22 protein-coding genes are annotated in these 25,643 nt (G+C 62.1%); 9 read left to right on the top strand and 13 right to left on the bottom strand.

Going from position 1 to position 25,643, the window contains the following annotated elements; translation table 11 throughout:
• The first annotated feature begins 25 nt into the window (after positions 1-25).
• The 5 genes from BMZ42_RS17965 (at position 26) to BMZ42_RS07570 (ending at position 6,321) form a co-directional block, all read left to right on the top strand.
• Positions 26-571: a hypothetical protein gene (locus BMZ42_RS17965; protein WP_175556659.1), complete on the top strand. Its 546-nt coding sequence runs from the start codon at positions 26-28 to the stop codon at positions 569-571.
• The gene (locus BMZ42_RS07585) at positions 540-1,721 is read left to right on the top strand and encodes an OpgC family protein (protein WP_091520562.1); all 1,182 of its coding nucleotides are present in this window, start codon (positions 540-542) and stop codon (positions 1,719-1,721) included. The genes BMZ42_RS17965 and BMZ42_RS07585 overlap by 32 nt, the downstream gene beginning before the upstream one ends.
• A 112-nt stretch (positions 1,722-1,833) precedes the next feature.
• Complete coding sequence (gene hrpB, locus BMZ42_RS07580) at positions 1,834-4,287, top strand: ATP-dependent helicase HrpB (RefSeq protein WP_091520560.1); 2,454 nt, start codon at positions 1,834-1,836, stop codon at positions 4,285-4,287.
• An 87-nt stretch (positions 4,288-4,374) separates the two neighbouring features.
• Entirely contained in the window at positions 4,375-5,688 is a 1,314-nt protein-coding gene (locus BMZ42_RS07575) for an ActS/PrrB/RegB family redox-sensitive histidine kinase (RefSeq protein ID WP_091520558.1), read from the top strand.
• A gap of 66 nt (positions 5,689-5,754) precedes the next feature.
• Positions 5,755-6,321 (top strand): ActR/PrrA/RegA family redox response regulator transcription factor, encoded by a 567-nt coding sequence (locus tag BMZ42_RS07570; protein WP_091520556.1) that lies wholly within the window; start codon positions 5,755-5,757, stop codon positions 6,319-6,321.
• 7 nt (positions 6,322-6,328) lie between these two features.
• Here BMZ42_RS07570 and BMZ42_RS07565 read toward each other — a convergent pair whose 3' ends face one another.
• Positions 6,329-6,829, bottom strand: coding sequence for an MmcB family DNA repair protein (locus BMZ42_RS07565; RefSeq protein WP_091520554.1), 501 nt, complete (start codon positions 6,827-6,829; stop codon positions 6,329-6,331).
• Positions 6,830-6,867: 38 nt separating this feature from the next.
• Positions 6,868-7,272 (bottom strand): Cu(I)-responsive transcriptional regulator, encoded by a 405-nt coding sequence (gene cueR, locus BMZ42_RS07560; protein WP_091520552.1) that lies wholly within the window; start codon positions 7,270-7,272, stop codon positions 6,868-6,870.
• 263 nt (positions 7,273-7,535) lie between these two features.
• On the opposite strand from cueR, the gene BMZ42_RS07555 reads away from it, so the two are divergent.
• A complete protein-coding gene (locus BMZ42_RS07555) occupies positions 7,536-8,153 on the top strand; it encodes a L,D-transpeptidase (RefSeq protein WP_091520549.1) in 618 nt (205 codons plus the stop codon).
• A gap of 190 nt (positions 8,154-8,343) precedes the next feature.
• Here BMZ42_RS07555 and BMZ42_RS07550 read toward each other — a convergent pair whose 3' ends face one another.
• The 6 genes from BMZ42_RS07550 to BMZ42_RS07525 all read right to left on the bottom strand — a co-directional run bounded on the left by BMZ42_RS07550 (position 8,344) and on the right by BMZ42_RS07525 (position 16,992).
• Positions 8,344-8,925, bottom strand: a complete 582-nt coding sequence (locus tag BMZ42_RS07550; RefSeq protein WP_091520547.1) for a NifU family protein — start codon at positions 8,923-8,925, stop codon at positions 8,344-8,346.
• A gap of 146 nt (positions 8,926-9,071) precedes the next feature.
• Entirely contained in the window at positions 9,072-9,563 is a 492-nt protein-coding gene (locus BMZ42_RS07545) for a universal stress protein (RefSeq protein ID WP_091520546.1), read from the bottom strand.
• An 85-nt stretch (positions 9,564-9,648) separates the two neighbouring features.
• Positions 9,649-10,716, bottom strand: a complete 1,068-nt coding sequence (gene trpS, locus BMZ42_RS07540; protein ID WP_091520543.1) for a tryptophan--tRNA ligase — start codon at positions 10,714-10,716, stop codon at positions 9,649-9,651.
• Positions 10,717-10,881: 165 nt separating this feature from the next.
• Positions 10,882-12,480, bottom strand: a complete 1,599-nt coding sequence (murJ, locus tag BMZ42_RS07535) for a murein biosynthesis integral membrane protein MurJ (RefSeq protein WP_091520541.1) — start codon at positions 12,478-12,480, stop codon at positions 10,882-10,884.
• 12 nt (positions 12,481-12,492) lie between these two features.
• Complete coding sequence (locus BMZ42_RS07530; RefSeq protein ID WP_091520539.1) at positions 12,493-15,306, bottom strand: [protein-PII] uridylyltransferase; 2,814 nt, start codon at positions 15,304-15,306, stop codon at positions 12,493-12,495.
• 72 nt (positions 15,307-15,378) lie between these two features.
• Positions 15,379-16,992, bottom strand: a complete 1,614-nt coding sequence (locus BMZ42_RS07525; RefSeq protein WP_091520536.1) for an EAL domain-containing protein — start codon at positions 16,990-16,992, stop codon at positions 15,379-15,381.
• A 147-nt stretch (positions 16,993-17,139) separates the two neighbouring features.
• Between BMZ42_RS07525 and dapE the strand changes: the two genes are divergently transcribed.
• Together dapE and BMZ42_RS07515 are read left to right on the top strand one after the other, a co-directional pair.
• Positions 17,140-18,330, top strand: a complete 1,191-nt coding sequence (dapE, locus tag BMZ42_RS07520) for a succinyl-diaminopimelate desuccinylase (protein WP_091520729.1) — start codon at positions 17,140-17,142, stop codon at positions 18,328-18,330.
• A 1-nt stretch (position 18,331) separates the two neighbouring features.
• Positions 18,332-18,928, top strand: coding sequence for a transporter (locus BMZ42_RS07515; protein WP_091520535.1), 597 nt, complete (start codon positions 18,332-18,334; stop codon positions 18,926-18,928).
• Here the strand turns inward: BMZ42_RS07515 and truA are convergent.
• Genes truA through def form a run of 4 tightly spaced genes read right to left on the bottom strand, consistent with a single transcriptional unit; the run spans position 18,922 to position 21,636 of the window.
• A complete protein-coding gene (gene truA, locus BMZ42_RS07510; protein ID WP_091520532.1) occupies positions 18,922-19,668 on the bottom strand; it encodes a tRNA pseudouridine(38-40) synthase TruA in 747 nt (248 codons plus the stop codon). The genes BMZ42_RS07515 and truA overlap by 7 nt on opposite strands.
• A gap of 2 nt (positions 19,669-19,670) precedes the next feature.
• The gene (locus tag BMZ42_RS07505) at positions 19,671-20,174 is read right to left on the bottom strand and encodes a GNAT family N-acetyltransferase (protein ID WP_091520530.1); all 504 of its coding nucleotides are present in this window, start codon (positions 20,172-20,174) and stop codon (positions 19,671-19,673) included.
• Positions 20,171-21,106, bottom strand: a complete 936-nt coding sequence (gene fmt, locus BMZ42_RS07500; RefSeq protein WP_091520528.1) for a methionyl-tRNA formyltransferase — start codon at positions 21,104-21,106, stop codon at positions 20,171-20,173. The genes BMZ42_RS07505 and fmt overlap by 4 nt, the downstream gene beginning before the upstream one ends.
• Positions 21,107-21,108: 2 nt before the next feature.
• Entirely contained in the window at positions 21,109-21,636 is a 528-nt protein-coding gene (gene def / locus BMZ42_RS07495; RefSeq protein WP_091520526.1) for a peptide deformylase, read from the bottom strand.
• Positions 21,637-21,750: 114 nt separating this feature from the next.
• Between def and BMZ42_RS07490 the strand changes: the two genes are divergently transcribed.
• Positions 21,751-22,995, top strand: coding sequence for a DNA recombination protein RmuC (locus BMZ42_RS07490; protein WP_091520524.1), 1,245 nt, complete (start codon positions 21,751-21,753; stop codon positions 22,993-22,995).
• Positions 22,996-23,045: 50 nt separating this feature from the next.
• Here the strand turns inward: BMZ42_RS07490 and BMZ42_RS07485 are convergent, their stop codons facing one another.
• Positions 23,046-25,631, bottom strand: a complete 2,586-nt coding sequence (locus tag BMZ42_RS07485) for a class I SAM-dependent DNA methyltransferase (protein ID WP_342028931.1) — start codon at positions 25,629-25,631, stop codon at positions 23,046-23,048.
• Between the last annotated feature and the right edge of the window lie 12 nt (positions 25,632-25,643).

The following is a 25,643-nucleotide window of genomic DNA, read 5'->3' as shown; positions in this document are numbered from 1 at the left end:
AGAACCCGTCCGACCATCCTGTACGATGTCGAACGACAGCGCCTTCCCCGTGGCCGACGCATGCGCCGACCCCATCTCTCCAGGAGCAGGCAGGACAAACACCGCAGCTGTCAGAAGCGCGGTAAACGCCAGCGGCGATACGGAAGCGACCGCGCGTGCGAGCCGTTTTGAGGGGAAGTTCCTGGCGACCGACCGTCGCCCAGCATCATCAACCACCATTTACCTCCAATCGAAAGGGTTCAAGGCCCAGCCATCAAAGGACGCACCGTCAGTCGGTGCCCTCTCGTTAAATACGGTCGCGAAGGGGTTTGTCAATTCAAACATGACAATCACCTTCAAGGAATTAACTCTTTGGAATTATTCTAAAAAGCAATGGATGGCGCGGCATCAGTCGGTCAGATGCCAAGCACTCGAAATTGTGCATCGTCATCAAAAGCTACAATTTGTGAAGCCTTACAATGGCTTCAGCATGGTAGCTGCACGGAACCGAAAGGGCGCCCAGGCCTTTACGATACGTGACCATCCGAGAATGACGAAAAATGACCCAGACTGTTCGAGACACCAGGATTGACGTCATCAGGGCCATCGCCCTGGTCACGATCTTCGTCAACCATGTGCCGGGCAACCCGTTCGAGCAGTTCACGACCAAGAATTTCGGCTTCTCGGACGCAGCTGAGGCTTTCGTTCTCATCTCCGGCGTGTCGGCCGCATTCGCCTATGGGCTGAAGTTCCATGGTGCCGGCGCATTGGCCACGACCCTTAAGGTGTGGCGGCGCGCTGGCGTGCTCTACATTGCCCAGCTTGGCACGACGATGGCGACGCTGGCTTTGTTTTCCTTCTTTGCGCTTCAGTTTGCAGCGCCGGACCTGCTCGGCAAGATCAATATCGGGCCGGTGATGGCGATGACGCCCGAGGCCCTGATCGGAATCGTGACATTCGGCCACCAGCTTGGTTACAACAACATCCTGTCGATGTACGCCGTCGTCCTGCTTCTGCTGCCCGCCCTCTTGCTGATCAGCCGCTACAGTCTGAGCGCAATGGTCGGCGTTTCGGGCGCGATCTGGCTTGCTGCAGGCCTGTGGCGCATCGGTCCGCCCAACTTCCCCAACAACGGGGTGTGGTTCCTCAATCCGCTGTCCTGGCAGTTCCTGTTCGTGATCGGCCTTGCCGTGATGGTGCATGTGCGCCGTGGCGGCAGCCTGCCAGTCAATCGTTGGCTCGTCGGCGCCGCCGGGTTCTACCTCGCGCTGTCGCTGGCCTGGGTCAAGGTGCCGCTGTGGGGGATCGACGTGTCGATGGGCCTGCCATCGGTGCTCACCGGCTTCGACAAGACCTATCTGTCGCTGCCACGCCTCGCCCACGTCCTGTCGCTTGCCTATCTGATCGTGGCGCTGCCGGCAGTGTCCAATCTGGCCCGCCTTTCGGCAAGCAATCCGCTGGCGGTCATGGGCCGTCACGCGCTGCCGGTGTTCGTGGTCGGCACGATTCTTTCAATGGCCGCGCAGGCATTCCGCATGACGCATGAGATCGGCTTCTTTGGCGACATCACCATCGTTGTCACCGGCGTGATCGCGCAGTTCGCGCTGGCCTACTATATCGAGTGGTATCGCGGCATCGTCCGCCGCGCCAACGAGGCTTCCGCGCGGGCCGGCGCCGCGACCGCAACCCCGGCTCAACGCCGTCTTCCGCCCCGGATCAAGCAGGAAGCCAAGTCCGTCTGACAGCTGCGCGCCCCTCATCATTGCAAGCCATGGCCGTGCGATGATATTGCGCGGCCATGGTGCATTCCTTTCCCCTGCCAGCGCGCGCGCTCGCCATTCCTGAGCCGGTCGCATGAACCCGGTCCTGCCGACACTGCCGGTCAGCGAAGCTTTGCCGCCCTTGCTCAAGGCGCTTGGCGCGGGCAACAGCGCCGTCCTTGTCGCCCCTCCCGGCGCAGGCAAGACCACGCTGGTGCCGCTGGCGCTGCTCGACCAGCCCTGGCGCGGCGATGGCCGCATCCTGCTGCTCGAGCCACGGCGCCTCGCCGCCCGTGCCGCTGCCCGACGCATGGCCTCGCTGCTGAACGAAGAACCGGGTGAAACGGTTGGTTATGCCATGCGCATGGAGAGACGCGTTTCAGCCCGCACCCGTATCCTCGTCGTCACCGAAGGCGTTCTGGCGCGGATGATCCTCGACGATGCCGAACTGTCCGGCATCGCGGCGATACTGTTCGACGAATTTCACGAACGCTCGCTCGATGGCGATTTCGGCCTTGCCCTTGCTCTCGACGTTCAGGGTGCCCTGCGCCCCGACCTACGGCTGCTGGTGATGTCGGCAACCCTCGATGGCGCGCGCGTCGCGACCCTGCTTGGCAATACCCCTGTCATCGAAAGCGAGGGCCGTGCCTTCCCGGTCGAACTGCGGCACCGTGATCGTCCTGCCGATCAGCGCATCGAGGATGCGATGGCCTCGGCCTGCCGCGACCTGCTGGCGCAGGAGCCCGGCAGCCTGCTTGCGTTCCTGCCCGGCCAGCGGGAGATTGAGCGCACCGCAGAGCAGCTTGAAGGCCGCATCCCGGCCAATGTCGACATCGTCCCTCTGTTTGGCGGTCTCGACGGCAAGGCGCAGGACGCCGCCATCCGCCCGGCGCCGGAAGGACGACGCAAGCTGGTGCTCGCCACCTCCATCGCCGAAACCTCCATCACCATCGATGGCGTGCGGGTGGTGATCGATTCAGGCCTCTCGCGCCTGCCGAGATACGAACCCGCCACGGGCCTGACGCGGCTTGAGACGGTGCGCGCCAGCCGCGCCTCCGCCGACCAGCGTGCGGGCCGCGCAGGCAGAACCGAGCCCGGCGTTGCCGTGCGGCTGTGGCGTGCCGAACAGACTGCCGGCCTGCCCGCCTTCACACCTCCTGAGATCGTCGAGGCAGATCTGTCCGGCCTCGTGCTGGACTGCGCCGTTTTCGGTGTGTCCGACCCCACGACCCTGTCGTTCCTCGACCCGCCGCCCGCCCCTGCCCTTGCCGAAGCGAGGGCCCTGCTCCACGAACTTGGTGCGATTGATGCGGACGGACGCCTGACCGAGACTGGTGCGGCGATGCGCAAGCTGTCGCTGCCGGTGCGCCTTGCCCATATGGTCGCCGCCGCCGGCGACCCCCTAACTGCTGCCGAACTGGCGATCCTGTTGACCGAGCGCGGCCTTGGCGGCACCTCCATCGACCTCGACCAGCGCCTGTCGCGCTTTCGCGCCGACCGTTCGCCGCGTGCAGTCGCCGCGCGCAAGATGGCCGAACGGTTGGCGCAATCAGCGGGCAGAGCCCTACGCGCCAGCAACACCGCCTCCCCCGGCGCGCTGTTGCTGTTGGCCTATCCAGATCGCGTCGCAAAGGCGCGCGGCGACTACGGCCGCTATGTGCTGGCCAACGGGCGCGGCGCGATGGTCGATGCCGCCGAACAACTGGCGAAGGAGCAGTTCCTCGTCGTCGCCGACCTGCAAGGCAAGGCGCAGGGCGCACGCATCGCCGCTGCCGCCGCCGTCAGCGAAGACGACATCCGCATTCAACTCGGCGAACGTTTCCAGACCCGGACCGAAGCGCAGTTCGACCCCGAACGTCGCGCCGTGCGCGTGCGAGAAACCGTGCGGCTTGGCGCAATCCGCTTGTCGGAGCGACAGCTGCCCGCACCGAAAGGCGGCGATGCCGACCGGGCCGTGATCGCCGCGATCCGCGAGCATGGACTGGATATTCTCGACTGGGACAAGCCAGCCGCGACGCTGCGCCGACGTCTCGCATGGCTGCACAAAGGCTTGGGCGAGCCCTGGCCAGCGATGGATGACGACGCTCTTCTTGCCAGCCTCGATGACTGGCTGCTGCCGTTCCTGTCGGGCGAGACCAGTTTGGCACGCATCGGCAGCGAAACCTTGTGCAACGGCTTGATGTCGCTGGTGCCACACGAGATGCAGCGCAAGATCGGCGCGCTTGCCCCGACGCATTTTTCGGCGCCGTCCGGCAGCTCCGTGCCGATCCGCTATGAGGAAGACCAGCCGGTTCTGGCGGTCCGGGTTCAGGAACTGTTTGGCCTCGATACGCACCCTTCCATCGCCAATGGCACCGTTCCACTGACGCTGGAGCTGCTGTCGCCCGCGCACCGTCCGATCCAGACGACGCGTGATCTACCCGGCTTCTGGCGTGGTTCATGGGCTGACGTCCGCTCCGACATGCGCGGGCGCTATCCGCGCCATGTCTGGCCTGAAAATCCGCGCGAGGCTCAGGCGACCAATCGCGCCAAACCACGGGGCACCTGAAGCAGGCCACCCCAAATCATGAGAATTCAGAAATTGTGGAACGCTTTAACGCTTGGCGCGCGCCCAAACGCAGCCCATAAAAGCACGATGACGGAACTGATCCAGCCTGCATCGCAGGAAATCCATCATCTGCGGCTCAACACGCTGATCCGGCTGCGCTGGCTGGCGATTGTCGGCCAGAGTGCCGCCGTGCTGATCGTGGCCTACTGGCTGCAATTCCCGCTGCCGATCAGCCTGTGCTTTGCGCTCATTGCGCTGTCGGCGTGGCTCAACCTGTTCCTTGCCTTCCGCTATCCGGCGACGCATCGCCTGCCGCCAATGTTCGCGCTCGGCATCCTCCTGTTCGACGCGCTGCAACTGGGCGGCCTGCTCTACATGACGGGCGGGCTGACCAACCCGTTCTCGCTGCTGATGACGGTGCCGGTGGTGATTTCCGCCACCTCGCTGCCGGCGCGCTGGACGATGCTCCTGGGCCTTGCCGTGGTTGCGGTTGCAAGCATTCTGGCCTTCTTCCACCTGCCGCTGCCATGGTATCCTGGCACGGATCTGCGGCTGCCTTTCCTTTACATCGCGGGTATGTGGCTGGCGGTGGTGTCGTCCATCGCCTTCACCGCCGTCTATGCCTATCGTGTTGCCGAGGAAGCGCGGCTACTCGCCAATGCGCTTGCCGCAACCGAACTGATCCTGCAGCGCGAACAGCATCTGTCGGCGCTCGATGGCCTTGCCGCCGCTGCCGCGCACGAGCTTGGCACGCCGCTCGCCACCATCACGCTTGTCTCCAAGGAGATGGAGCGCGCACTTGGAAACGACCCGCGCTACAAGGAAGACGTCACCCTATTACGCTCGCAGTCCGAACGCTGCCGCGAAATCCTGAAACGACTGACCAGCCTTTCCAGCGAAGGCGAGGCCCATCTGGCGCGCCTGCCCTTCACCTCGCTGATCGAGGAAGTGATCGCACCGCATCGCGACTTCGGCATCCAGATTGAGCTTGCGCCGGGACGATGCGAAGGCCCGGAGCCGATCAGCCGGCGCAATGCAGGCGTGATCTACGGCCTCGGCAATCTGATCGAAAACGCGGTCGACTTCGCCCGTTCATCCGTGGTGATTCACTGGTCGTGGGACGATCACAAGATCGAGCTGACCCTGGTCGATGACGGCTCCGGCTTTCCGGTCGAGATCATCGACCGGATCGGCGAGCCCTATATGTCCAAGCGCCCCCCCGGCGAGAGCGGCGGCGGCCTCGGTCTCGGCCTGTTCATCGCCAAGACGCTGTTGGAGCGCTCGGGTGCGAACGTCACCTTTTCCAATGCCGGCGAGCCGGGCAAGGGCGCGCGCGTCAAGGTGTCGTGGCCGCGTGAGGCGTTTCTGGCGTTCGGAGTGCCAACTGAAATCAGCTACTGAAGCTTGAGCATTGGTAATCCGGACAAAAGTTGCCTAATAAGGAAAAAAAGCAGCAGGAAAACACGGATGACCGAGGAAATTTCCAACGACGCCGCGGACCTGATTGGTGCGGATCGCTCGTTGCTGATCGTTGAAGATGACAAGCCTTTTCTGACCCGCCTCGCGCGCGCCATGGAAGGACGCGGCTTCGAAGTTGAAACCGCCGAGTCGATCGAAGAAGCGATTGCCCGCATCAAGATCACGCCACCCGCCTATGCGGTGGTCGACATGCGCCTTGGCGATGGCAACGGCCTCGACGTCGTCGCTGCCATCCGCGAGCGCCGCGAGGATGCGCGCGCGGTCATTCTGACGGGCTATGGCAACATTGCCACGGCAGTCACGGCGGTCAAGCTTGGCGCAATCGACTATCTGTCCAAACCTGCCGACGCCGACGATGTGTTTGCAGCGCTCATCCGCACCTCGACCGAGCGTGTTGTGCCGCCGGAAAATCCGATGTCGGCGGATCGCGTGCGTTGGGAGCACATCCAGCGCGTCTACGAGATGTGCGACCGCAACGTGTCGGAAACGGCGCGCCGTCTCAACATGCACCGCCGCACCCTGCAACGCATCCTCGCCAAGCGCGCCCCGCGCTGATTGAAGCCTACTCGCTCTCGCCGTCGAGGGCCGGAATAGCAACGCCAGCCAGTTCGGCGGCCGTCAGCCGCGCCGCGCCAGCACGCGCAATCCGCAGCATCAGCGCCTTGCGCGTGGCGGCGGCAAGCCGGTGCTCGGGCGCATCGCGCATGATCTCCGCGCCATAGCCATCCGACAGGATGAAACCGCACTCCTCCGGGAAGATCGAGGCGGGAACGTCGGGGTGAGTGGCAAAGAAGAAGCGGTCAGAATGCAGCCGGTATTCGGGCCATTTGCGGTCAACGCGGAAATCCTCGACCGACGACTTGATCTCGATGATCCAGATGTCGCCCTTGCGGGTCAGCGCCACGAGGTCGGCACGCCGCCCGGTCGACAGCGAGATTTCCGGCAGGACGACCGCGCCCATCGCCAGGAGAAGGCGCTGCACGCCGCGGCGCACGACCATGGCGCGCTCGGATTGACGCCCGTCATGAAGCGGATTGATCGGAATCGGTGAAATGATTGCCATGGCTGGACATTGCCATTTGCCGGCAGCCCCGTGAAGCCTCAGTGCGTGTGCGGCTGCAACACTCCTGCCATGTCCTCAAGGATCGGGCAGTCCGGCCGGTGGTCACCATGGCATGCGGAAATCAGCGTCTTCAAGGTGCGCTGCATTGCCTGCATCTCGCGGATCTTCTCGCCCAGAATGTCAACATGAGCGACCGCAATTTCGCGCACATCGTGGCTGGTGCGCGAGCGATCGCGATAGAGCGACACCAGCTGGCGGCAATCCTCGATGCTGAAGCCGAGACCCCGCGCGCGTTTCAGGAACGCCAGCATGTGCACATCGTCGTCAGAGTAATCTCGATAGCCGTTCTCGGCGCGCAGCGGCTTGAGAAGCCCTACCTCCTCATAATAGCGGATGGTCTTTGCCGGCAGGCCAGACCGACGCGCGGCAGCTGAAACATTCATGGCATGGCTCCTTTGCCTTTCAAGTCGTCCACCTTGACGACAGTTTCAAGCAGTCGCAAAGCGCGATACTTCTCCGGTGCGACAGATGTTGCGCAATTACCATATTGCACCAGACAATCGTGACGTTACGAAAGCTTCGTCGCAGAAGCACTCTTGGCAAACCTTGCCGGGCGCGTCAAAATCATGTCGAAATGATGGCATGAATCGGAGCGAAACCGGTTTGCCAGCTTTCGTTCAGGCAACACACCTCCGGTTTGGAACGCATGCGACCCAACAGAATTCTCATGATTGCGGCGCTTGGCGCCATGGCCGCGCTGGCCGGCTGCACCACCAGCAGCGAACAGATCTTCACCTCCTCCTATGTGTCGGTGAAGGACGCTGGCTACCAGCTTCCAAAGATCCCGATCGAGAAGGTCGAGCGCAAATATCACCGTCAGGTCGTTGCCTACCGGACCGACGAGAAGCCCGGCACGATCATCGTCGATACCAAGGAAAAGTTTCTTTATTTCGTGATGCCCGAAGGCCGGGCCATGCGTTACGGCATCGGCGTCGGGCGCGAGGGCTTCGAATGGCAGGGTAGCGCGCGGATCGCGATGAAGCGCGAATGGCCGACCTGGACGCCACCTTCCGAAATGATCAAGCGCCAGCCGGAACTGGCCAAGTGGCGTACTGGACAGCCGGGCGGGTTGAGCAATCCGCTGGGCGCCCGTGCGCTCTACCTGTTCAACAAGGGCGGCGACACCGGCTATCGCCTGCATGGCACGCCGGAATGGAACTCCATCGGCAAGGCCACGTCATCTGGCTGCATCCGCCTGATGAATCAGGACATCATCGACCTTTACGAGCGCGCTGAGAATGGCGCCAAGGTGATCGTGAAATAGACTGCGAGCCGTCTGGGCAACAACTGACGTCGCAATAAAAAACCGGGCTAGATGCCCGGTTTTTTTCTCATCTAAAGCGCGTCGCGATCTTTCAGATTCGCTCCTTGCGCTTTAGCTCTTTGTTTTTACGCATGTCTTTATCCCGAAACCGGTGCCCACTTTCGGGAGACATGCTTTAGCTCAAGACCAATCAGACGATCTGTTCGACCTGCTGAACTTCCGGCACGAAATGGCGCAGCAAGTTCTGAATGCCGTGCTTGAGCGTTGCCGTCGATGACGGGCAACCGGCACATGCACCCTTCATGTGAAGGAACACGGTGCCGTTCTCATAGCCGCGGAAGGTGATGTCGCCGCCATCCTGCGCCACGGCCGGACGCACGCGTGTATTGAGCAGTTCCTTGATCGTCAGAACCAACTCCTCATCCGCCTTGTCGTAGAACTCTTCATCGGCTTCGGCGGCTTCACGGGCATCGGTCGCAGCCTGCGAAGCCATGACCGGCTGGCCGGACATGAAGTGCTCCATGATCGAGCCCAGCAGGGCCGGCTTCAGGTGCTGCCAGTCGGGGCCGTCTTCCTTGGTGACGGTGACGAAGTCATAGCCGAAGAAGACACCGGTCACGCCGGGCACGTCAAACAGACGACCAGCCAAAGGCGATGTCTCGCGTGCGCCTTCGGCGTCACGGAAATCTGCAGTGCCCTCCTGCAACACGACCTTGCCCGGCAGGAACTTCAGGGTCGAGGGGTTCGGTGTGGCTTCTGTCTGGATGAACATCGACGTTCTCCCTCAAACTAGTTTGGAATAATTCTAAATACGGCTTTCGGCGGCCGACTGCAAGTGCAATCGCGCGCAAGTGACCGGCGCGCATGCCGCCACCCTGCCTGTCTCCTACATATGGGGATCAGCAGCCATGAAAACAATCAGGTGAAGCTTTCGATGTCCTCGTCCGAGATGCTCATCGGCACCACCGTGACGGGGATCGGGAAGGCTGCGCCTTTGCCAGCTATCGACGCAACGAGTGGCCCTGGGCCTTCCTTGGCGTTACCCGCCGCCAGCACCAGAATCGCGATGTCCTGGTCTTCCTCGATCAGCTTGTGGATCTGTTCGGATGGCTTTCCTTCACGCACGACCAGTTCCGGCTCGATACCGACGCGTTCGCGCACCTTTGCCGCCTGCGCTGCCAGTGCGGCGGCTGCGGCTGCGCTCGCCTCCTCACGCATGATCTGCTCGACACCCAGCCAATGCTGGAAATCGCCGGGCTCGATGACATAGAGCAGCACCGCCGCTCCGCCAGTCGAACGGGCACGGCGGGCGGCGTAGGCGATGGCGCGCTCCGATTCCGGCGTGTCGTCGACGATCGCAAGAAACTTGCGCCGGTGACCTTCCTCGCGGCTCAGACGTTTGGAAACCATATGGACTCCTGCCCTCGTTGGAATCCGCAATCTGCCATCCGACCGCGCAGCGGGCAAGTCGCCGCCGCGCGGTTTTCGTGCAGGCTCAATTCGACAGAAAGCCGACGATTTCGCGCACCGTCTTCATGTTGGCCTCCGCAATCGCGCCAGCCCGCTCGCCACCGTCGCGCAGGACGCTGTCAATATAGGCCGTATCAGCCTCCAGACGGCGCATCTCGTCGGCAATCGGCGCAAGCTTGTTCACCGCAAGGTCAACAAGCGCGGGCTTGAACACCGAGAACTGCTGGCCGCCGAACTCGCTGATGACGTCCTCGCGGCTGCGTCCCGAAAGGGCGGCGTAAATGCCGACGAGGTTGTCCGCTTCCGGGCGATCCTTGAGCCCATCCAGTTCCGACGGCAATGGCGCCGGATCGGTCTTGGCCTTGCGGATCTTCTTGGCGATGGTGTCGGCGTCGTCGGTCAGGTTGATGCGCGACAGGTCCGAGGCGTCGGACTTCGACATCTTCTTGGTGCCTTCGCGCAGGCTCATCACCCGCGTTGCCGGGCCTTCGATCAGCGGCTCGGTGATCGGGAAGAAGCCATGGACAGTCTCCTGGCCGACTTCCATTTCGACGCCCACGCCCAGTTCGGCAATCTTTGTCGAAAAGTCATTGTTGAACTTGGCGGCGATATCGCGGGTCAGTTCCAGATGCTGCTTCTGGTCCTCGCCCACCGGCACATGCGTTGCACGGTAAAGCAGGATATCGGCGGCCATCAGGCTCGGATAGGCAAGCAGACCCAGCGAGGCGTTCTCGCGGTCCTTGCCGGCCTTGTCCTTGAACTGCGTCATGCGGTTCATCCAGCCGATACGCGCGACGCAATTGAAGATCCACGCCAGTTCGGCGTGCTGCATCACGCGGCTCTGGTTGAAGACGATATGCTTCTTGGGGTCGATGCCGGCTGCCAGAAAAGCAGCGGTAATCGAGCGCGTCTGCGAAGGCAGATCCGGCTGGACAAGTTGCGCGGTAATCGAATGCATGTCGACGACGCAATAGATGCAATCGTGATGGTCCTGCAGCGCGACGAAATTGCGGATCGCGCCGAGATAATTGCCGAGATGCAGATTTCCGGTGGGCTGGACACCCGAGAAAACGAGAGGCTTGAAACTGTTCATGTGACTGGTCCGGGGCTGGTGGAGGGCCTTGTTTCAAGGCGAGGACAATGCGTTGGCGCTTATGACGGATGGCGCGGCGCGGATCAAGTGGCTGCCAGTCGGCGATGAATTGAACAAGATTGTGCCGCGTCCGTCCTTGCCCGACGTCGACGCGGCCTGAGATGGTCAGGAGGCTGAATCGTCGGCAGGCAAGGTTGCCTGTCCCGGCCTACGCTTCAGGCTCTGCAAAACCGAGCGCAGGTTTGCGCCGCCGGTGATGAAGGCCAGCGCAAAATAGAGCGCCATGCCGGCAAGGCTGAGGAGTGCCAGCGCGCCAAGCTGTTCGACAAGGCTGGCCTGCGATCCGAGCCACGGCGCGAACAACTGCATGCCGAAGTGCAGCGCGATCCCCATCAGCGCTGAGGATAGCACCAGCAAGGGCGCGCGCTTCATCAGACCGGCATCGCGCCCCCAATGGCCGCGCTTGACCAGCACGGCAAACAGCAGCAGCGCATTGATCCAGCCTGCAACAGCCGATGCGACCGCGATGCCCGGCGCGCCCATCGAGGGAAACAAGGTCAGCGCCAGTGTGATGTTGACCGCCACCGACACCCCCGCAAAATACATCGGCGTGCGGGTGTCCTCACGGGCGAAATAGCCGGGTGTGAATGCCTTGATCAGCACGAAGGCGGGCAAGCCGAGCGCGAAGATCGACAGGATCGACGCCACCAGCGTCGTATCGTCGGCGGTGAAAGCGCCGCGTTCATAAAGGACGCGGATGATCGGTTCGGCGATCACCAGCAGCGCTGCCGCTGCCGGCAAGGTCAGGAACAGGACGAACTCCACCGAACGGTTCTGCAAGTTGGCCGCTTCGCCGTCATTGCCGGCCCGCAGGGCACGCGCCAGTTCCGGCAAAAGCACAATGGCGACGGCGATGCCGACCACGCCGAGCGGCAGTTGATAGAACCGGTCGGCCTGTGCCAGAGCAGGAACCGCGCGGTCCTGGCCCGAGGCGATTGCCGTGCCGATCAGCGTGTTGATCTGGGTGATGCCGCCGGTGATCGCGGCGGGCGCTGCAAGCCACAACAGACGCTTGACGTTCGGCGTCAGGCGCGGACGCTTGAAGCCGACGCGGATGCCGGCCTTGCGCACAGCAATCCAGACGATCGCCAATTGTACCAGTCCTGATGCGAGCACGCCCCAGGCCAGATCATAGCCGATCTGCATCTCGTCGCGACCACTCCACCACGCCCAGGCCAAGACGATGATGAGGATGATGTTGAGGAAGACGGGCGCAATGGCAGCCGCAAAATAGCGCCGCAGTGAATTGAGCATGCCGGCCATCATCGCGCCGAGCGACATGCACATCAGATAGGGAAACATGATCGTCGCTAGCGCGACGGTCAGATCGTATTTTTCAGGATCGGCGGCAAAGCCGGGTGCAATGATCGTCGCCACCAAAACCGGCATCGCCAGTTGCATCGCCAGCGTCAGCACCACGAGGACTGAAAACAGCACGCCGAACACTTCTTCGGAGAAGCGCCGGGCCCCGTCCATGCCATTGACTTCGATTTCCTTGGCAAACAACGGCACGAAGGCGGCGTTGAAGGCGCCTTCGGCAAACAGACGGCGAAAGGTGTTGGGAAACAGGAACGCGGCATAGAACGCGCCGGCCACCGGGCCAGTGCCCAACGCAGCCGCCATCAGCATCTCACGTGTAAACCCAAGCACGCGGCTCGCCATCGTGCCGGACGCGACCGTCGCGAATTTCCTGATCAATCCCATCGCGCCTGTCCGTTATCCTGCTGTCACTCTGGCAATGCGGCTCGTTCGCTTGCCATTGCGCTCGGTATCGCCCTCCATCACGGCAATCAACCGCTTGCGGATGCTTTCCTGCCGGGTCGGGCTGTCGATCTTCTGCCCGGTGAGGTCGGTGACATAGAACGTATCGATGATCTTTTCACCAAAAGTGGTGATATGAGCTGAAGCGATGTCGAGCGACAGATCCGAGATTGCTCCGGTGATCTCGGACAAAAGGCCTGGCCGGTCCAGACCCTTGACCTCAATCACCGAGAAACGGTTCGACAGCGCGTTGCGGACCTCAGCTCTGGGCTGAACCTGGAACGCCTTGGCACCGCGTCTTGGCTTGGTGCGCTTGGCAATCATCTCCGGCAGATAGGAGCGCCCCGACAAGACATCCTCGATCAGCTTGCCGACCCGTTGCGCCCGGCGCAATTCATCGTCGTCATGTTCGAATTCTCGGCTGATGAGAATGGTGTCCAGCGCCCGCCCGTCCACCGTCGTGAAGATCTGGGCGTCAACGATGTTGGTGCCGGCGGCAGCACATGCCCCGGCGATCACCGACAAGAGCCGCGGGTGATCCGGCGACAGCACGGTAATTTCCGTCACCGCCTCGAATTCGTGCGGGCGCACCATCGTTGCCAGCGGCTTGCCGGCCTTGTCGCTGTCGCGAATGAACACCGCATGGCGCACCTGATCTTCAAGATCGACCGTCAGCAGATAGTTTTCGTAGTGCAGAGCGAGATAGGCCTTGCGATCCTGAGGCTGCCAATCCGCCAGCGCCTGCTCCAGCTCGCTTTTCGCCATCTGGGCACGTTCCGATCGTGCAACTTCCGAAAAGCCTCCGGTCAACTGCAATTCCGTCTCGAAGTAGAGCGTGCGGAGCAACTGGCCCTTCCAGCCATTCCACACGCCGGGCCCGACACCTCGGATATCGCACACTGTCAGTATCAGCAGCATTTTCAGCCGCTCCACCGATTGCACCGTGTCGGCAAAATCCTGAATCGTCTTGCGGTCGTTGAGGTCTCGCGTCTGCGCCACCAGCGACATTACGAGATGGTTCTCGATCAGCCATGCAATGGTTTGGGTATCGGCGGCGCTGAAACCCATATGTGGACACAGCCGCCGCGCAATCTTGGCGCCGGCTTGCGAATGCTCCTCCGGCCGACCCTTGGCGATGTCGTGAAACAGCACCGCCACGTAGAGAATGTCTCGCTGGGCACGCAAATCCGGAAGCAGCGCATGCGTCAGCGGGTGAATATCCTCCGCCTCGCCATGTTCGATCTGCGCCAGCACACCGACGCAGCGGATCAGATGCTCATCGACCGTGTAGTGATGATACATGTTGAACTGCATCATCGCGACGATCTTGTTGAATTCGGGAATCAGACGGCCGAGCAGCCCCGCCTCGTTCATCCGCCGAAGATTGAGCTCGGGATCGCGATCCGAGGTCAAAATATCCATGAACAGGCGGTTGGCCTCGGCGTTGCGCCGCAGCGTCCGGTCAACCAGCTTGAGCGAGCGCGTCAGAAGCTTCAGCGCGTCGGGGTGATATCCAAGGCCGTGGCGGTCGGCAAACCAGAACAGCCGCACCATGTTGACAGGATCGCGCTCGAACACCTGGTCGTCGGCGATATTGATACGATGGTTGTCGACGATAAAATCGCTGGTGCCTGCCAGCTTGCGCTTGCGGCGAGAATAGGTCGGCAGGATGCGACTGAAGCCGGGAACATGCTTGGCCTGCTCCTCCTCCAGCGCCGCGCAGAAAATACGCGTCAGATCCCCAACCGTCTTGGCGGTCAGGAAATAGTGCTTCATGAAACGCTCGACATCGGACAGGCCCGGGTGGCTGGTATAGCCCAGCCGCGACGCAATCTCGCGCTGGATGTCGAAATGCAGCCGCTCTTCCGCGCGGCCGGTCAGAAAATGCATGTGACAGCGCACGGCCCAGAGAAAATCCTCGGCCTTACGAAATTGCAGATATTCCCGGCGCGTAAAGACGCCCTTGCCGACCAGTTGCTCGGCGGTCGGCACGCGGTAGACATATTTGCCGATCCAGAACAGCGTCTGCAGGTCGCGAAGCCCACCCTTGCCTTCCTTGACATTGGGTTCGACGAGATAGCGACTTTCGCCGCCACGGGCATGACGCGTGTCACGTTCCGCCAGCTTGGCATGGACGAATTCCGGCCCCGTCTGCTGAACCACTTCCTCGTCAAAGCGCTGCAGCAGCGTGTCGTACAGTTCCCGATCTCCGGTCAGGAACCGCGCTTCGAGGATGGATGTGCAGATGGTGACATCGGTGCGAGACAGCCGCACGCACTCATCGATATTGCGGGTTGCGTGGCCAACCTTCAGCCCAAGATCCCACAGCATGTAGAGGATATATTCCGCGACCTGCTCGCCCCACGGCGTCTGCTTGTAGGGCAGCACGAAAAGCAGGTCGATGTCGGAGCCCGGCGCGAGCGTGCCACGACCATAGCCACCAGTTGCCACGACCGTCATCCGCTCGGCCGATGAGGGGTTGCTGCGGACGCAGACATGGGCGCAGGCGAAGGCGTGGAGCGCACTGATGGTTTCGTCCATCAGATGCGACAGCCGTGCCGCACAGGCGGCCCCGCCACCATCTTCCATCAATAGGGTCTGAGTCGCGGCTCGACCATCGGCCAGCGTTTTCTTCAAGAGTGCGAGCACCTTCAGGCGCACCTGCGCACCGGATCCGTCGCCGCCTGTCGGCGCTGTCAGATCGCTCAACTGCCGGCGTAGCGCCGCAGCATCGATGATCTCGTCAAGCTTGAGGGAAATTTTCGCCATGCATGCCGATCTGGCCGTCTTCTGATAGCTGCAAGTCTATAAACCGATTTGCGGGATTTAGATATGCCGCGCTCAGGCTGCAACCACTGCCGGCTTCTTGCGCCGACGTGGCTGGACAGGCTCGACTGCGCGCGCCTCCAGATAGTCGATGAAACAGGCAATCGGCAGCGGGTGGGAGATATAGTAGCCCTGCACCAGGTCGATCTGCGTCTTCATCTTCCTCAAAAGCCGCAGTCGCTCCTGCGTTTCCACGCCTTCGATGACCATCACCCGGCCTGTGGCGTGGATCATTTCGACCGCATGGTGCAGCATTCGTCCCATCATGGTGTCATCCGCCGCCATGGCGAAGGAACGATCCAGCTTCACGCCGTCGACCGAGAGCGCCGCAAGGCTCTGCATGGTGGAATAGCCCGAGCCGAAATCATCGATGAAGGTCTTGACCCCGGCCGCACGCAGCATCTCGATTTCGTGCTGCGCGTTGGGCGGGATCTCCTCACTCTCGATGATTTCGAGGACTACGTCGAACCGCTCAGGCTGTGCGAGAAACCCGGCATAGACGGCAAGCAGCTTCTTGTGATCGAGATCGCACGGGAAGATGTTGAAATTCACCTGCAGCCTGCGCCCTGCCGGCAACATCCGGGACAGCTCATCGCAAGCGCGCCTTGCAACAAGCTCGGTGAATTTCAGCGTCGCCGCTTCCTGCTCGATCAGCGGCAGAAAGCGATCAGGGTAGACCGTGCTGCCGTCGATGTCCCGCCATCGCGCCAGCACCTCACATCCGACGATCTCGTTGTGCTCCAGTGACATCAGCGGCTGGTAGACACACATCACTGAATTGGCATCGAGCGAGCGGCGCAAACGCGATTCGAACGACCAGTAGCGCTGCATCATCTTGTCAAATTCGCGGGTCAGAAACAAAGACAGCACCGCCATCATCACCACAACTGCGTCGATGAGCGGTCGCTGGCTGCTGATCAGCGCTGGCAGGTTGATTCTGACGGCAACGCAATGCAGGCCCAACGGCCCACAGGAAAAATTGCTGAGCATGCCAGACAGGAGCCAATGCTCACCGCCTGCCTTCACCTGCTCATAGATGCCCTCGTCTCCGCCGCGATGCCACCACTGGCCGGTGTCCGCACGGATCACGCCTTCCACATCAAGCCAATCCGGCTTCGAAAACCGGGCGGCGGATATCGGCACCACAACCGCGATATTGCCTCTCAGCACGATCGTTCCGCGCTCGCCGTCAAGGCCGAGGACGCCGAGGTCGCGGTTCACCCAAAGCCTGCCATATGTGCGGACAATGTCGGGCTTGCCGAAATCAATCGCTTGCTCAAACCGATGGCTCGCCGTGGAGCACTCCACCTTACCCCGAGGGGCATAGAGAAACTCGCTCAAGCCATCTGGCAGGAATGCAACACGTCGCAGCTGGGCCATGAACGGAGCGCTGCAGGGCGTTGCAGTCACATCACGCTCGACAATGGCAAAAGTATCGGTGAGGCGCTGCCGCAGCTCGGCGAAGTGCTCTTCGGCTTCGACCATTTCCATTTCCATGGTCTCGACCGAGCTATGAATGGAATACCATGCGGCCGAAACCACCATGGCTCCAAACGTCAGCAAACTGATCAGAATATTCAGCCAGAGCCGATGTTTCGGCACAATGAAAATGCGGGCGAATTTCGCCATGGAAGCCCCCAAACCACGAATATCCAAGCAGCAAGACCTCAAATTCCGGTTAACGTCGCAATATTCTTCCAAAATTCGGCCTTCAGGCGATGGCGTCGATGCGACCGGTGACAGGCGGCACAGATTCGATTATCCATCCTGCTCATGATGACCACACTCCCCACCGACCCCGCCGCCAATCTTGCCACCCTGATCCGCTGCCAATCCGTCACCCCGACGGAAGGCGGTGCATTGACTTCATTGGCAGAGATGCTGAATCCCCTGGGTTTCGCCGTTGATCGGCAGACATTTTCCGAAGAAGGCACGCCCGACGTCGAGAATCTCTACGCCCGCCTGTCCGGCAATGGCCCTCACCTGATGTTTGCCGGCCACACCGATGTCGTGCCGGTTGGCGACGAAGCGGCCTGGACGCACCCACCCTTCAGCGCGGAAATCGCCGATGGCATGATGTACGGGCGCGGCGCGGTCGACATGAAGGGCGGCATTGCCTGTTTCGTGGCTGCTGTTGCACGCCATGTCGAACAAAACGGCCCGCTGAAGGGCTCAGTTTCCCTTCTGATTACCGGCGACGAGGAAGGCCCCGCGATCAACGGGACGGTCAAGCTGCTCGAATGGGCCGCTGCACGTGGCGAGAAATGGGATGCTGCCATCGTCGGTGAGCCGACCAATCCCGAGACGCTCGGCGACATGATCAAGATCGGCCGGCGTGGTTCGATCTCCGGTCGCCTGATCGTTCACGGCCGCCAGGGCCACGCCGCCTATCCGCATCTTGCCGACAATCCCGTTCCCGGCATTGTCACCTTGGTTGACGCACTCCTGCATCCTGCGCTGGATGAAGGAACCGCCGAGTTTCAGGCGACCAATCTGGAGGTCACGACGCTCGACGTCGGCAACCCCGCAGTCAATGTGATCCCGGCGCGCGCCGAGGCCGCGTTCAATATCCGCTTCAACGACAGCTGGAGCGCCGAGAATCTCCAAGCCGAGATCGAGAAACGGCTTGAGAAGGCGGCTGGCTCGACGCGTCTGCGCCAAGGCCGGTCCGAGCCGATTGTCTATGAACTGATCTGGACCGGCAGACCAAGTCCTGTCTTTCTGACCCGCAGCGAAAAGCTGATCGAACACATGGGCGCCGCCGTAGAGGCAATCACGGGACGCCGGGCTGCACTCTCCACTTCCGGCGGCTCATCGGATGCCCGCTTTATCAAGGACTATTGCCCGGTGGTCGAATTCGGCCTGGTCGGCAAGACCATGCACATGGTGGACGAGCGCGTGGCGCTAGATGACCTAGAGACCCTGACCAGAATTTACCAGCGCTTCCTGCAGGACTGGTTCGTCTGACATGCCCCCGTCGGAGGAGATCCAGCGGCATCTATACGGCGCGTGGCAGATGATGCTCGGCAAGCGAGACGGCATCCGTCTCCTTGACCTGTCTGTCGACGGCTTCTGGAATTCCTTCTTTGCCATTGTGGTGGCGCTGCCAGTGCTTGTGGTCGGCTGGGTGCCGATAGCGAATGAAGCCTATGGTACGGCGTCGAACTTGGGCGAGCGGGTGTCGTTCATCGTCCGTCTCGCGATGGTCGATCTCAGCGTCTGGGTGTTGCCGATGGCGGCGCTGGCGCTTGTCGCGGGCGTGATCGGGGTCAAAGACCGGTTCGTGCCCTATGTCGTCGCCACCAACTGGGGCAATGCTCTGTTTGCCTGGTTCATGCTGCCGGCCTCGCTGCTGAACCTGATCTTTCCCGGCGCGGCGGATTTGACGATCAGCCTATCGCTGCTGATTTTCCTTGGAACGCTGGTCCTGTCGTGGCGTCTGACCAATGCGGCACTCAACAAGGGACCGATGATGGCGAGCGGCGTCTTCGTCGGCGCGCTGTTCTTCGCGATCCTGTTGTTGTTCCTGCTGCAAGACCTCTTCGGCATCACGCCGGTTCAGTAATCGACGCGTACCAGATAGAGCCCGTCGGCAGGGGCGACCTGCCCGCAGCGGGAACGGTCCGCTGCCTTCAGCGCGGCTTCCAGATCGTCTGCGTTCCACCCGCCCTCGCCCACACGCCTGAGCGAACCGACCATCGAACGCACCTGATTGTGCAGGAACGAGCGCGCCGAGGTCGTGATTTCGATCAGATCGCCATTGCGCACGACATCGAGACGATCCAGCGTCTTTTCAGGACTTGCGGCCTGACACTGGACCGAGCGAAACGTCGTAAAATCATGTTTGCCGAGAAGGCGCTGCGCCGCCTCGTGCATCGCCTCGGCGTCCAGTTCACGCGGGACATGCCAGACATTGCCCCCCATCAGCGCCGCCGGCGCGCGCCGGTTGAGGATGACATATAGATAATGCCGTGCCTTGGCTGAAAACCGGGCGTCGAATTCCTCGCTGACGCGCTCGGCGCGCAGCGCGGAGACGGTCTCCCCGGCAATCTTCAGATGGGCGTTGAGCGCGCCCATCACCTTGTCCGGGTCCATCTCCTTTTGAAGATCAACGTGAACCACCTGGCAGATCGCATGGACGCCCGCATCCGTGCGCCCGGCACCCCGGATCGTCACCATCTCGCCGGTAAAGGCGAAGATCGCCTTTTCGATTGCCGCCTGGATCGAGTGCTGGTCCGCTGCCTGCCGCTGCCACCCGGCATAACCGCGTCCGTCATATTCGATGTCGATGCGATAGCGGGGCATCGTCAGAGCGCCGAGAATGCGGCAGCGTAGACGAGCTTGCCCTTGGTCGGCGCATCGGCGCTCCAGTCGAGTGCCTGCAGATGCTCGCCCTGCCATTCGCAGTCAAAGCTTGCCGCGCGCGCGTGGGTGTATCCGAACCGCCCGTAATAAGCCGCATCGCCCAGAACGACGCTCAGCGTCTCGCCCGCAAGTCGCAACTGGCGATGCGCTTCGTCCACCAGCGCGCTGCCGATGCCCTGCTTCTGCACCGTCGGGCTCACCGCGAGCGGTGCCAGCGCCACGGCGGAGTAGCTGCGGTTCTGGCTTTCCACCATCAACGTCGAAAACAGCACGTGCCCGACGATCTGCCCGTTCTTTTCGGCCACGAGTTCCAAGACGTCATCGCCATCGGCGACCAATGCGTCGACCAGCTTGCCTTCGCTTGGCTGCCCGAAGGCTTCCTCGCACAGCCAGCGGATCGCTTCGCGATCGCCATCGCGCGCCGCGCGGATCGTCAGCCCGCTCATGACAGCACCTCGCCCTTGGCCAGCTTGGCCCCGCGCAGAAAGTCCGTCGCGACCAGCGCCTTGCCACCGGCGCGCTGCAATTCCGTCAGCCGCACGGCCCCTGTCCCACACGCAATCGTCAGCGCATCATCCAGCACCGTCCCCGGCGCGCCGTTCCCGTCAGCCAACGTCGAGCCCAGTAGCTTTACACGCTCCGCCTTGCCGCCAAACTCCATCTCGCACCAAGCACCCGGAAATGGCGACAGGCCGCGGATGCGGTTGTGCACGTCGCTTGCGGCTTGCGACCAGTCGATGCGCGTTTCGGCCTTGTCGATCTTCTTGGCGTAGGTCGCGCCGTCCTCGTCCTGAGGCGTCAGCGTCAGCGTTCCGGCTTCCAGCTGTGCCAGCGCCTCGACCATCAGGCTTGCGCCCGCGCCCATCAGCGCGTCGTGCAACGCGCCTGCCGTCATGTCCGGACCGATCGCCACGCGCTCAGTCAGCGCCACCGGACCCGTATCGAGCCCGACATCCATCTTCATGATCATCATGCCGGTTTCGGCATCACCCGCGATGATCGCGCGCTGGATCGGCGCGGCGCCTCGCCAGCGTGGCAACAGCGATGCGTGACCGTTGAACGCGCCAAGCCGCGTGCCTTCGAGGATCGCCTTCGGCAACAGCAGCCCGTAGGCCACCACCACGGCGACATCGGCATTGAGCGCCGCAAACGCGGCCTGCTCGTCCTCGCCCTTCAGCGAGGTCGGCGTGCGCACCTCGACGCCAAGGCTCTCGCCCAGCAGGTGCACCGGCGACTTGGTCAGCTCCAGCCCGCGACGGCCCGCAGGGCGCGGTGGCTGCGAATAGACGGCGACGATCTCATGGCCAGCGTCGGCTACGGCCTGCAAAGTTGCAGCCGAAAATTCCGGCGTGCCCATGAAGATGACGCGCAGCGCCATCCTCAGCCCACGAGCCGGCCGGGAACCTTGTCCTTGGCCAGCTTCTTGAACTTGCGCATGACCATGTCGCGCTTCAGCTTGGAGATGTGGTCGATGAACAGCACGCCGTCGAGATGGTCGATCTCGTGCTGCAGGCAGGTCGCCAGGAGGCCGTCGGCCTCCACTGTCTGCTCCTTGCCGTCACGGTCGACATAGCTGACCGTCAGCGTCGCCGGACGCTCGACCTCGGCATAATAATCCGGGATCGACAGGCAGCCTTCCTCATAAACCGAGGCTTCGTCGCCGGTGGCCACGACCTGCGGGTTGATGAACACCTGCGGCGCCTTCGGCTCGTCTTCCTTGGCAAGGTCGATCACCAGCATGCGCACTGGCTCGCCGATCTGGATCGCGGCAAGGCCGATGCCCGGCGCGTCGTACATCGTCTCGAGCATGTCGTCGGCGAGCTTGCGCACGGAATCGTCAACGCGCTCCAGCGGCTTGGACAGCTGGCGCAGGACCGGATCGGGGAGAATGATGAGGGGTCTGATCATGGAAGGTCAGGTAATAGGTCCGCCCGGACCCGTCAACGGGTTTTGCAACCGTCCCTTCACATTTGTTCACGGTTTGGTCTACTATCGTGCCCCCGAATCGACTATCCTGACGCGATGAACGATTTCGGCTCCCTCCTTTCCCAGCCCGTGGCGCAGCTTGGCGCGAGCATTTTCACGCTCGGTCACGTGCTGGCCGTTACGCTGATCGGCCTCGCGCTGGTCATTGCGATCCCTGTCATGGCGATGCGCCGCGCCGCCCGCGCGCAGGCGCAGATTGCCGAGGAGGCAGCGTCCCGCGCCCGCCTCGCCGAAGAGCGCATGGCCGAGATCATGCGCGCGCAGGCTGAGATGCAGGGGCGCATCGGCACGATTGCGGAAGTCTTCGGCAGCAGGCAGGCGGAACTGACCAAGGCGCTCAGCGAACGTCTCGACGGCATGACCTCGCGCCTTGGCCACTCGATCACCGAGCAGACCAAATCCACCCACGAGAACCTTGCCAAACTGCAGGAGCGGCTGGCGGTCATCGACACGGCGCAGAACAACATCCAGTCGCTCGCCGGCCAGGTCGTCCAGCTCCAGCACATTCTGTCCAACAAGCAGACGCGCGGTGCGTTCGGCCAGAGCCGCATGGAGGCGATCGTCGCCGACGGGCTGCCGCATGGCGCCTATGAGTTCCAGGCGACGCTCTCGAACGGCAATCGGCCAGACTGCCTCGTGCGCATGCCCAATGGCGCGCCCGACCTCGTCATCGACGCAAAATTCCCGCTGGAATCCTTCAACGCCATTCGTGCGGCCGCCGAAGAAGGCGGGCCCGAGGCGCAGAAGATCGCCGCGCAGGCGTTCCGCCGCGATATCGAGGTGCATATCAAGGCGATTGCCGACAAATATCTGATCACCGGCGAAACGCAGGAAACGGCCTTCATGTTCGTGCCGTCGGAGTCGATTTTCGCCGAGATCCACGAGAACTTCGAGGCGCTCGTCCAGCGCGCCCACCGCGCCCGCATCGTCATCGTCTCGCCGTCGCTGTTGATGCTGTCGATTCAGGTGATCCAGGCCGTGCTCAAGGATGCGCGCATGCGCGAGCAGGCGCATCTGATCCAGGGCGAGGTGTCACGGCTGATGGAAGATGTCGGCCGCTTGGACGAACGGGTGCGCAAGCTGCAGGGCCATTTCCTGCAAGCCAACCGCGACATCGACCTGATCCTGACGTCGTCGGAAAAGGTCACCAGGCGCGGCGCGAAGATCGAAGCGCTGGAACTGGGGGAGCCGGCTCCCACCGCACCGGAGTCCCGCGCTACCGCCACCGACACCGCCGCGCACGGGCGGCTGCGGCTGCATGTGGTGGAGGATGGGGAGTAGGGTGGAGATGAGGGACACCCTGTCTTAGGTACCGCAAACGCAATTCTGGACTATGCGACCAGCCTCATCACAAAGCGCCCGTCGGGCAGCGCGGAAATATGGCCATAGCGCGCCAGCGTCAGCAGGATTTGTGCGACCCTCGGCTCGATCCGCGCCCCGCCGCCCTTGAACAACCGCGCGACAGCCAGCGCGTCCAGCGCTCCCCCGCTTGCCGCCAGCACGGCTTCGACCGCCAGCGGCTGTTCGTGGCGATCTCGAGGGAACACCGGCTTGCCGCGATCGATCGAGATGACGATTGCTTCCAGTGGCAGTTCCTGCGTTTTCGCGACCAGAATTTTCGCACGCGGCATCTGATAGTCCGGCCGCAGCCATCGTACGCGGCCCTCGGCCTCATCGCGCGCACGTTCAGCGTTGAGCGTAACCAGCCGTGTCAGCACGTCATGATCGGAAAGATCCTGCGGCCAGCCATAGGCAGCGACCGTCAGGCGGTCGATCGTCTCTTGCAAATCCTTCAGGATCAGCACGTAACCGCGCTGCTTCACAGCCTCCTCCCTGGCAGACAACGCTGCTCCCGCCTTCACCTTCTCCAGGACATTGTAGAGCCCTGTCAGGGTGAGATCGGCATGTTCGTCCAGAACCCGCTTGCGCAGCGCGTCAAGCTCTTCGCCCGCCGAACGCAGGTGCTGGCGCAGAACGAAAGACGGGTCGGGAAAGGGAAACGGATCGAAGCAGCGGGACTTCGTATAGATCGGTCGATCCTCTAGCAGTCCACTGTTGGCCTGCACCCAAATCAGATGTACTCGCGACGATAGCACCGTCAGATGAGCGGCGTCCTGCGTTGCAAAACACACCAGCCTGTTGTCAGGCAGTATACTGGTATCCAAAAACTGAAACACTCGGTGCTTTGCCGTTTCTACGGTGACGATGTAACGCTCAAGCCCCTCCAATGCCGGTCGCAGGTTTCTGCGCGGCTCCCCGAAGCTCCACCATGTCTCCCGATATGACGCGCGATTGTTCCACTCGCGTCCAGTCCTGCGCCCATCCTTGTCAGTCTTGGGTTTGCCGTCAGCCCCCAAATCGTAGCGGACCCGCTCGGTGAGATACTGATAGATTTCCGGAAATCTGGTTCTGACCTCCTGTGCGGATAAACCGAACAGATCGATCACCATCTTGTTCCGCGGACGGTCGGTGAGATCTTTGCCGTTGCGATAAGGACGAACGTAGTCATCAAACCCAAGGCGGCTACCGAAGCCAAGCTGCTCCAGTCGGCTAGCGTCCACGATGAAACCAGCACCCATCAATTGAACGCCCCTTGAACATAGCCCTGTTTGGGCTTTCAGGGCACCCGCTCGCGTCAACTCCAAACCAACCGAAAGATCAGCATTGATAACTCCGTTGCGGACAATGCAGTCGATTGTCGGTGTATCGCTCGTCAGTCCTTGCTCATGGCTCACCGTGTAGAGCTGCCCTTCCCGCGTTCCCTTTTCCACCACTGTCATCGCGATGCGGACCGACGCTGCATCCTTTGTCGCCTTCGTCCAGGGATGGTCTGGTATGGCAAACAGGATGCTGACCGGTTTGTCCGCGTTGAGATGCCGCTCCATCACCCGTCGCTGGAAAACCTGACTGATCGAATTCGTGGTCACGAACCCGAAGCGCTTCAGCTTCGTGCCCTTGCGCGTCAGGAGTTCCGCAGCCCGGTCCCACCAATACATAACGAGGTCGGCGCTCCTGTTGATTTGCGGATGCGCATGCCAAAGAGCTTGCGCATAGTCGGCGCCCAAGCGCGCGCGGATATCCTTACCGCCAAGAAACGGCGGATTGCCAATGATGAACTCCACCTCCGGCCACTCTGGTCGTCGCGGCTCCGCATCGCTTTCCGCCAGCGCAATCCCATCACCGCAACCACCGGCAAGCACGGCGTCATACCCAGTGCGGCGGCCGAAATTGATGGTGTCGAGCGTGCGCAGGATCGGCTCCTTCGGGTGCCCGGTTCGGGTACGGTAATGCTGTTGCAGATAGCCGATCCAAACCACCAGCTCGGCAATTGCTGCGGCGCGCGGATTTTTCTCCAGACCGAAAAACTGCCGTGGACTGACGGTTTCGTCGTCGAGACCAAGCACCTCGTTGCCGCCGAGCCCTGCGAGAGTTTCAAGCCCCTCGCCCTCAAGCTTGGTCATCATCTCAAGCGCGACGTAGAGAAAATTCCCGGTCCCGCAGGCTGGATCGAGCACCGTCGTCGTGCACAAGCGGCGATGGAAGGCCTGAACCAGCGCCAGTGCCTTGCGCTCGTCGGCGCACTCCCTGGCGTCTTCGGCCTTCTTTAACACCGCACGCCATTCATCGCGCAGCACGTCAAGGATGGTCCGCTCAACCAGCCGCTCGACATAGGCACGCGGTGTGTAGTGGGCTCCAAGCTTGCGCCGCTCCGTCGGATCCAGCGCCTGCTCCAGCAGCGTGCCGAAGATCGCGGGATCAACGTCGATCCAGTTGTGCTTTGCAGCCGCTGCCAGTTCGCCGATTTCCTCACCACTCAGTTCGAGGATGCGGGCGTTACGGTAGAGATTTCCGTTGAAATGCCGGACGTCGGCGCAAAAATACGAGAAGTAACGCTGATTGTGATCCGCATTATCCATCTTCCCCCAAAG

Origin of the sequence: Aquamicrobium aerolatum DSM 21857, assembly GCF_900113935.1 — a bacterium.
Lineage (GTDB): Bacteria > Pseudomonadota > Alphaproteobacteria > Rhizobiales > Rhizobiaceae > Aerobium > Aerobium aerolatum.
The sequence above is the reverse complement of the archived record's forward strand: the minus strand, read 5'-3'. Positions and strand labels throughout refer to the sequence as shown.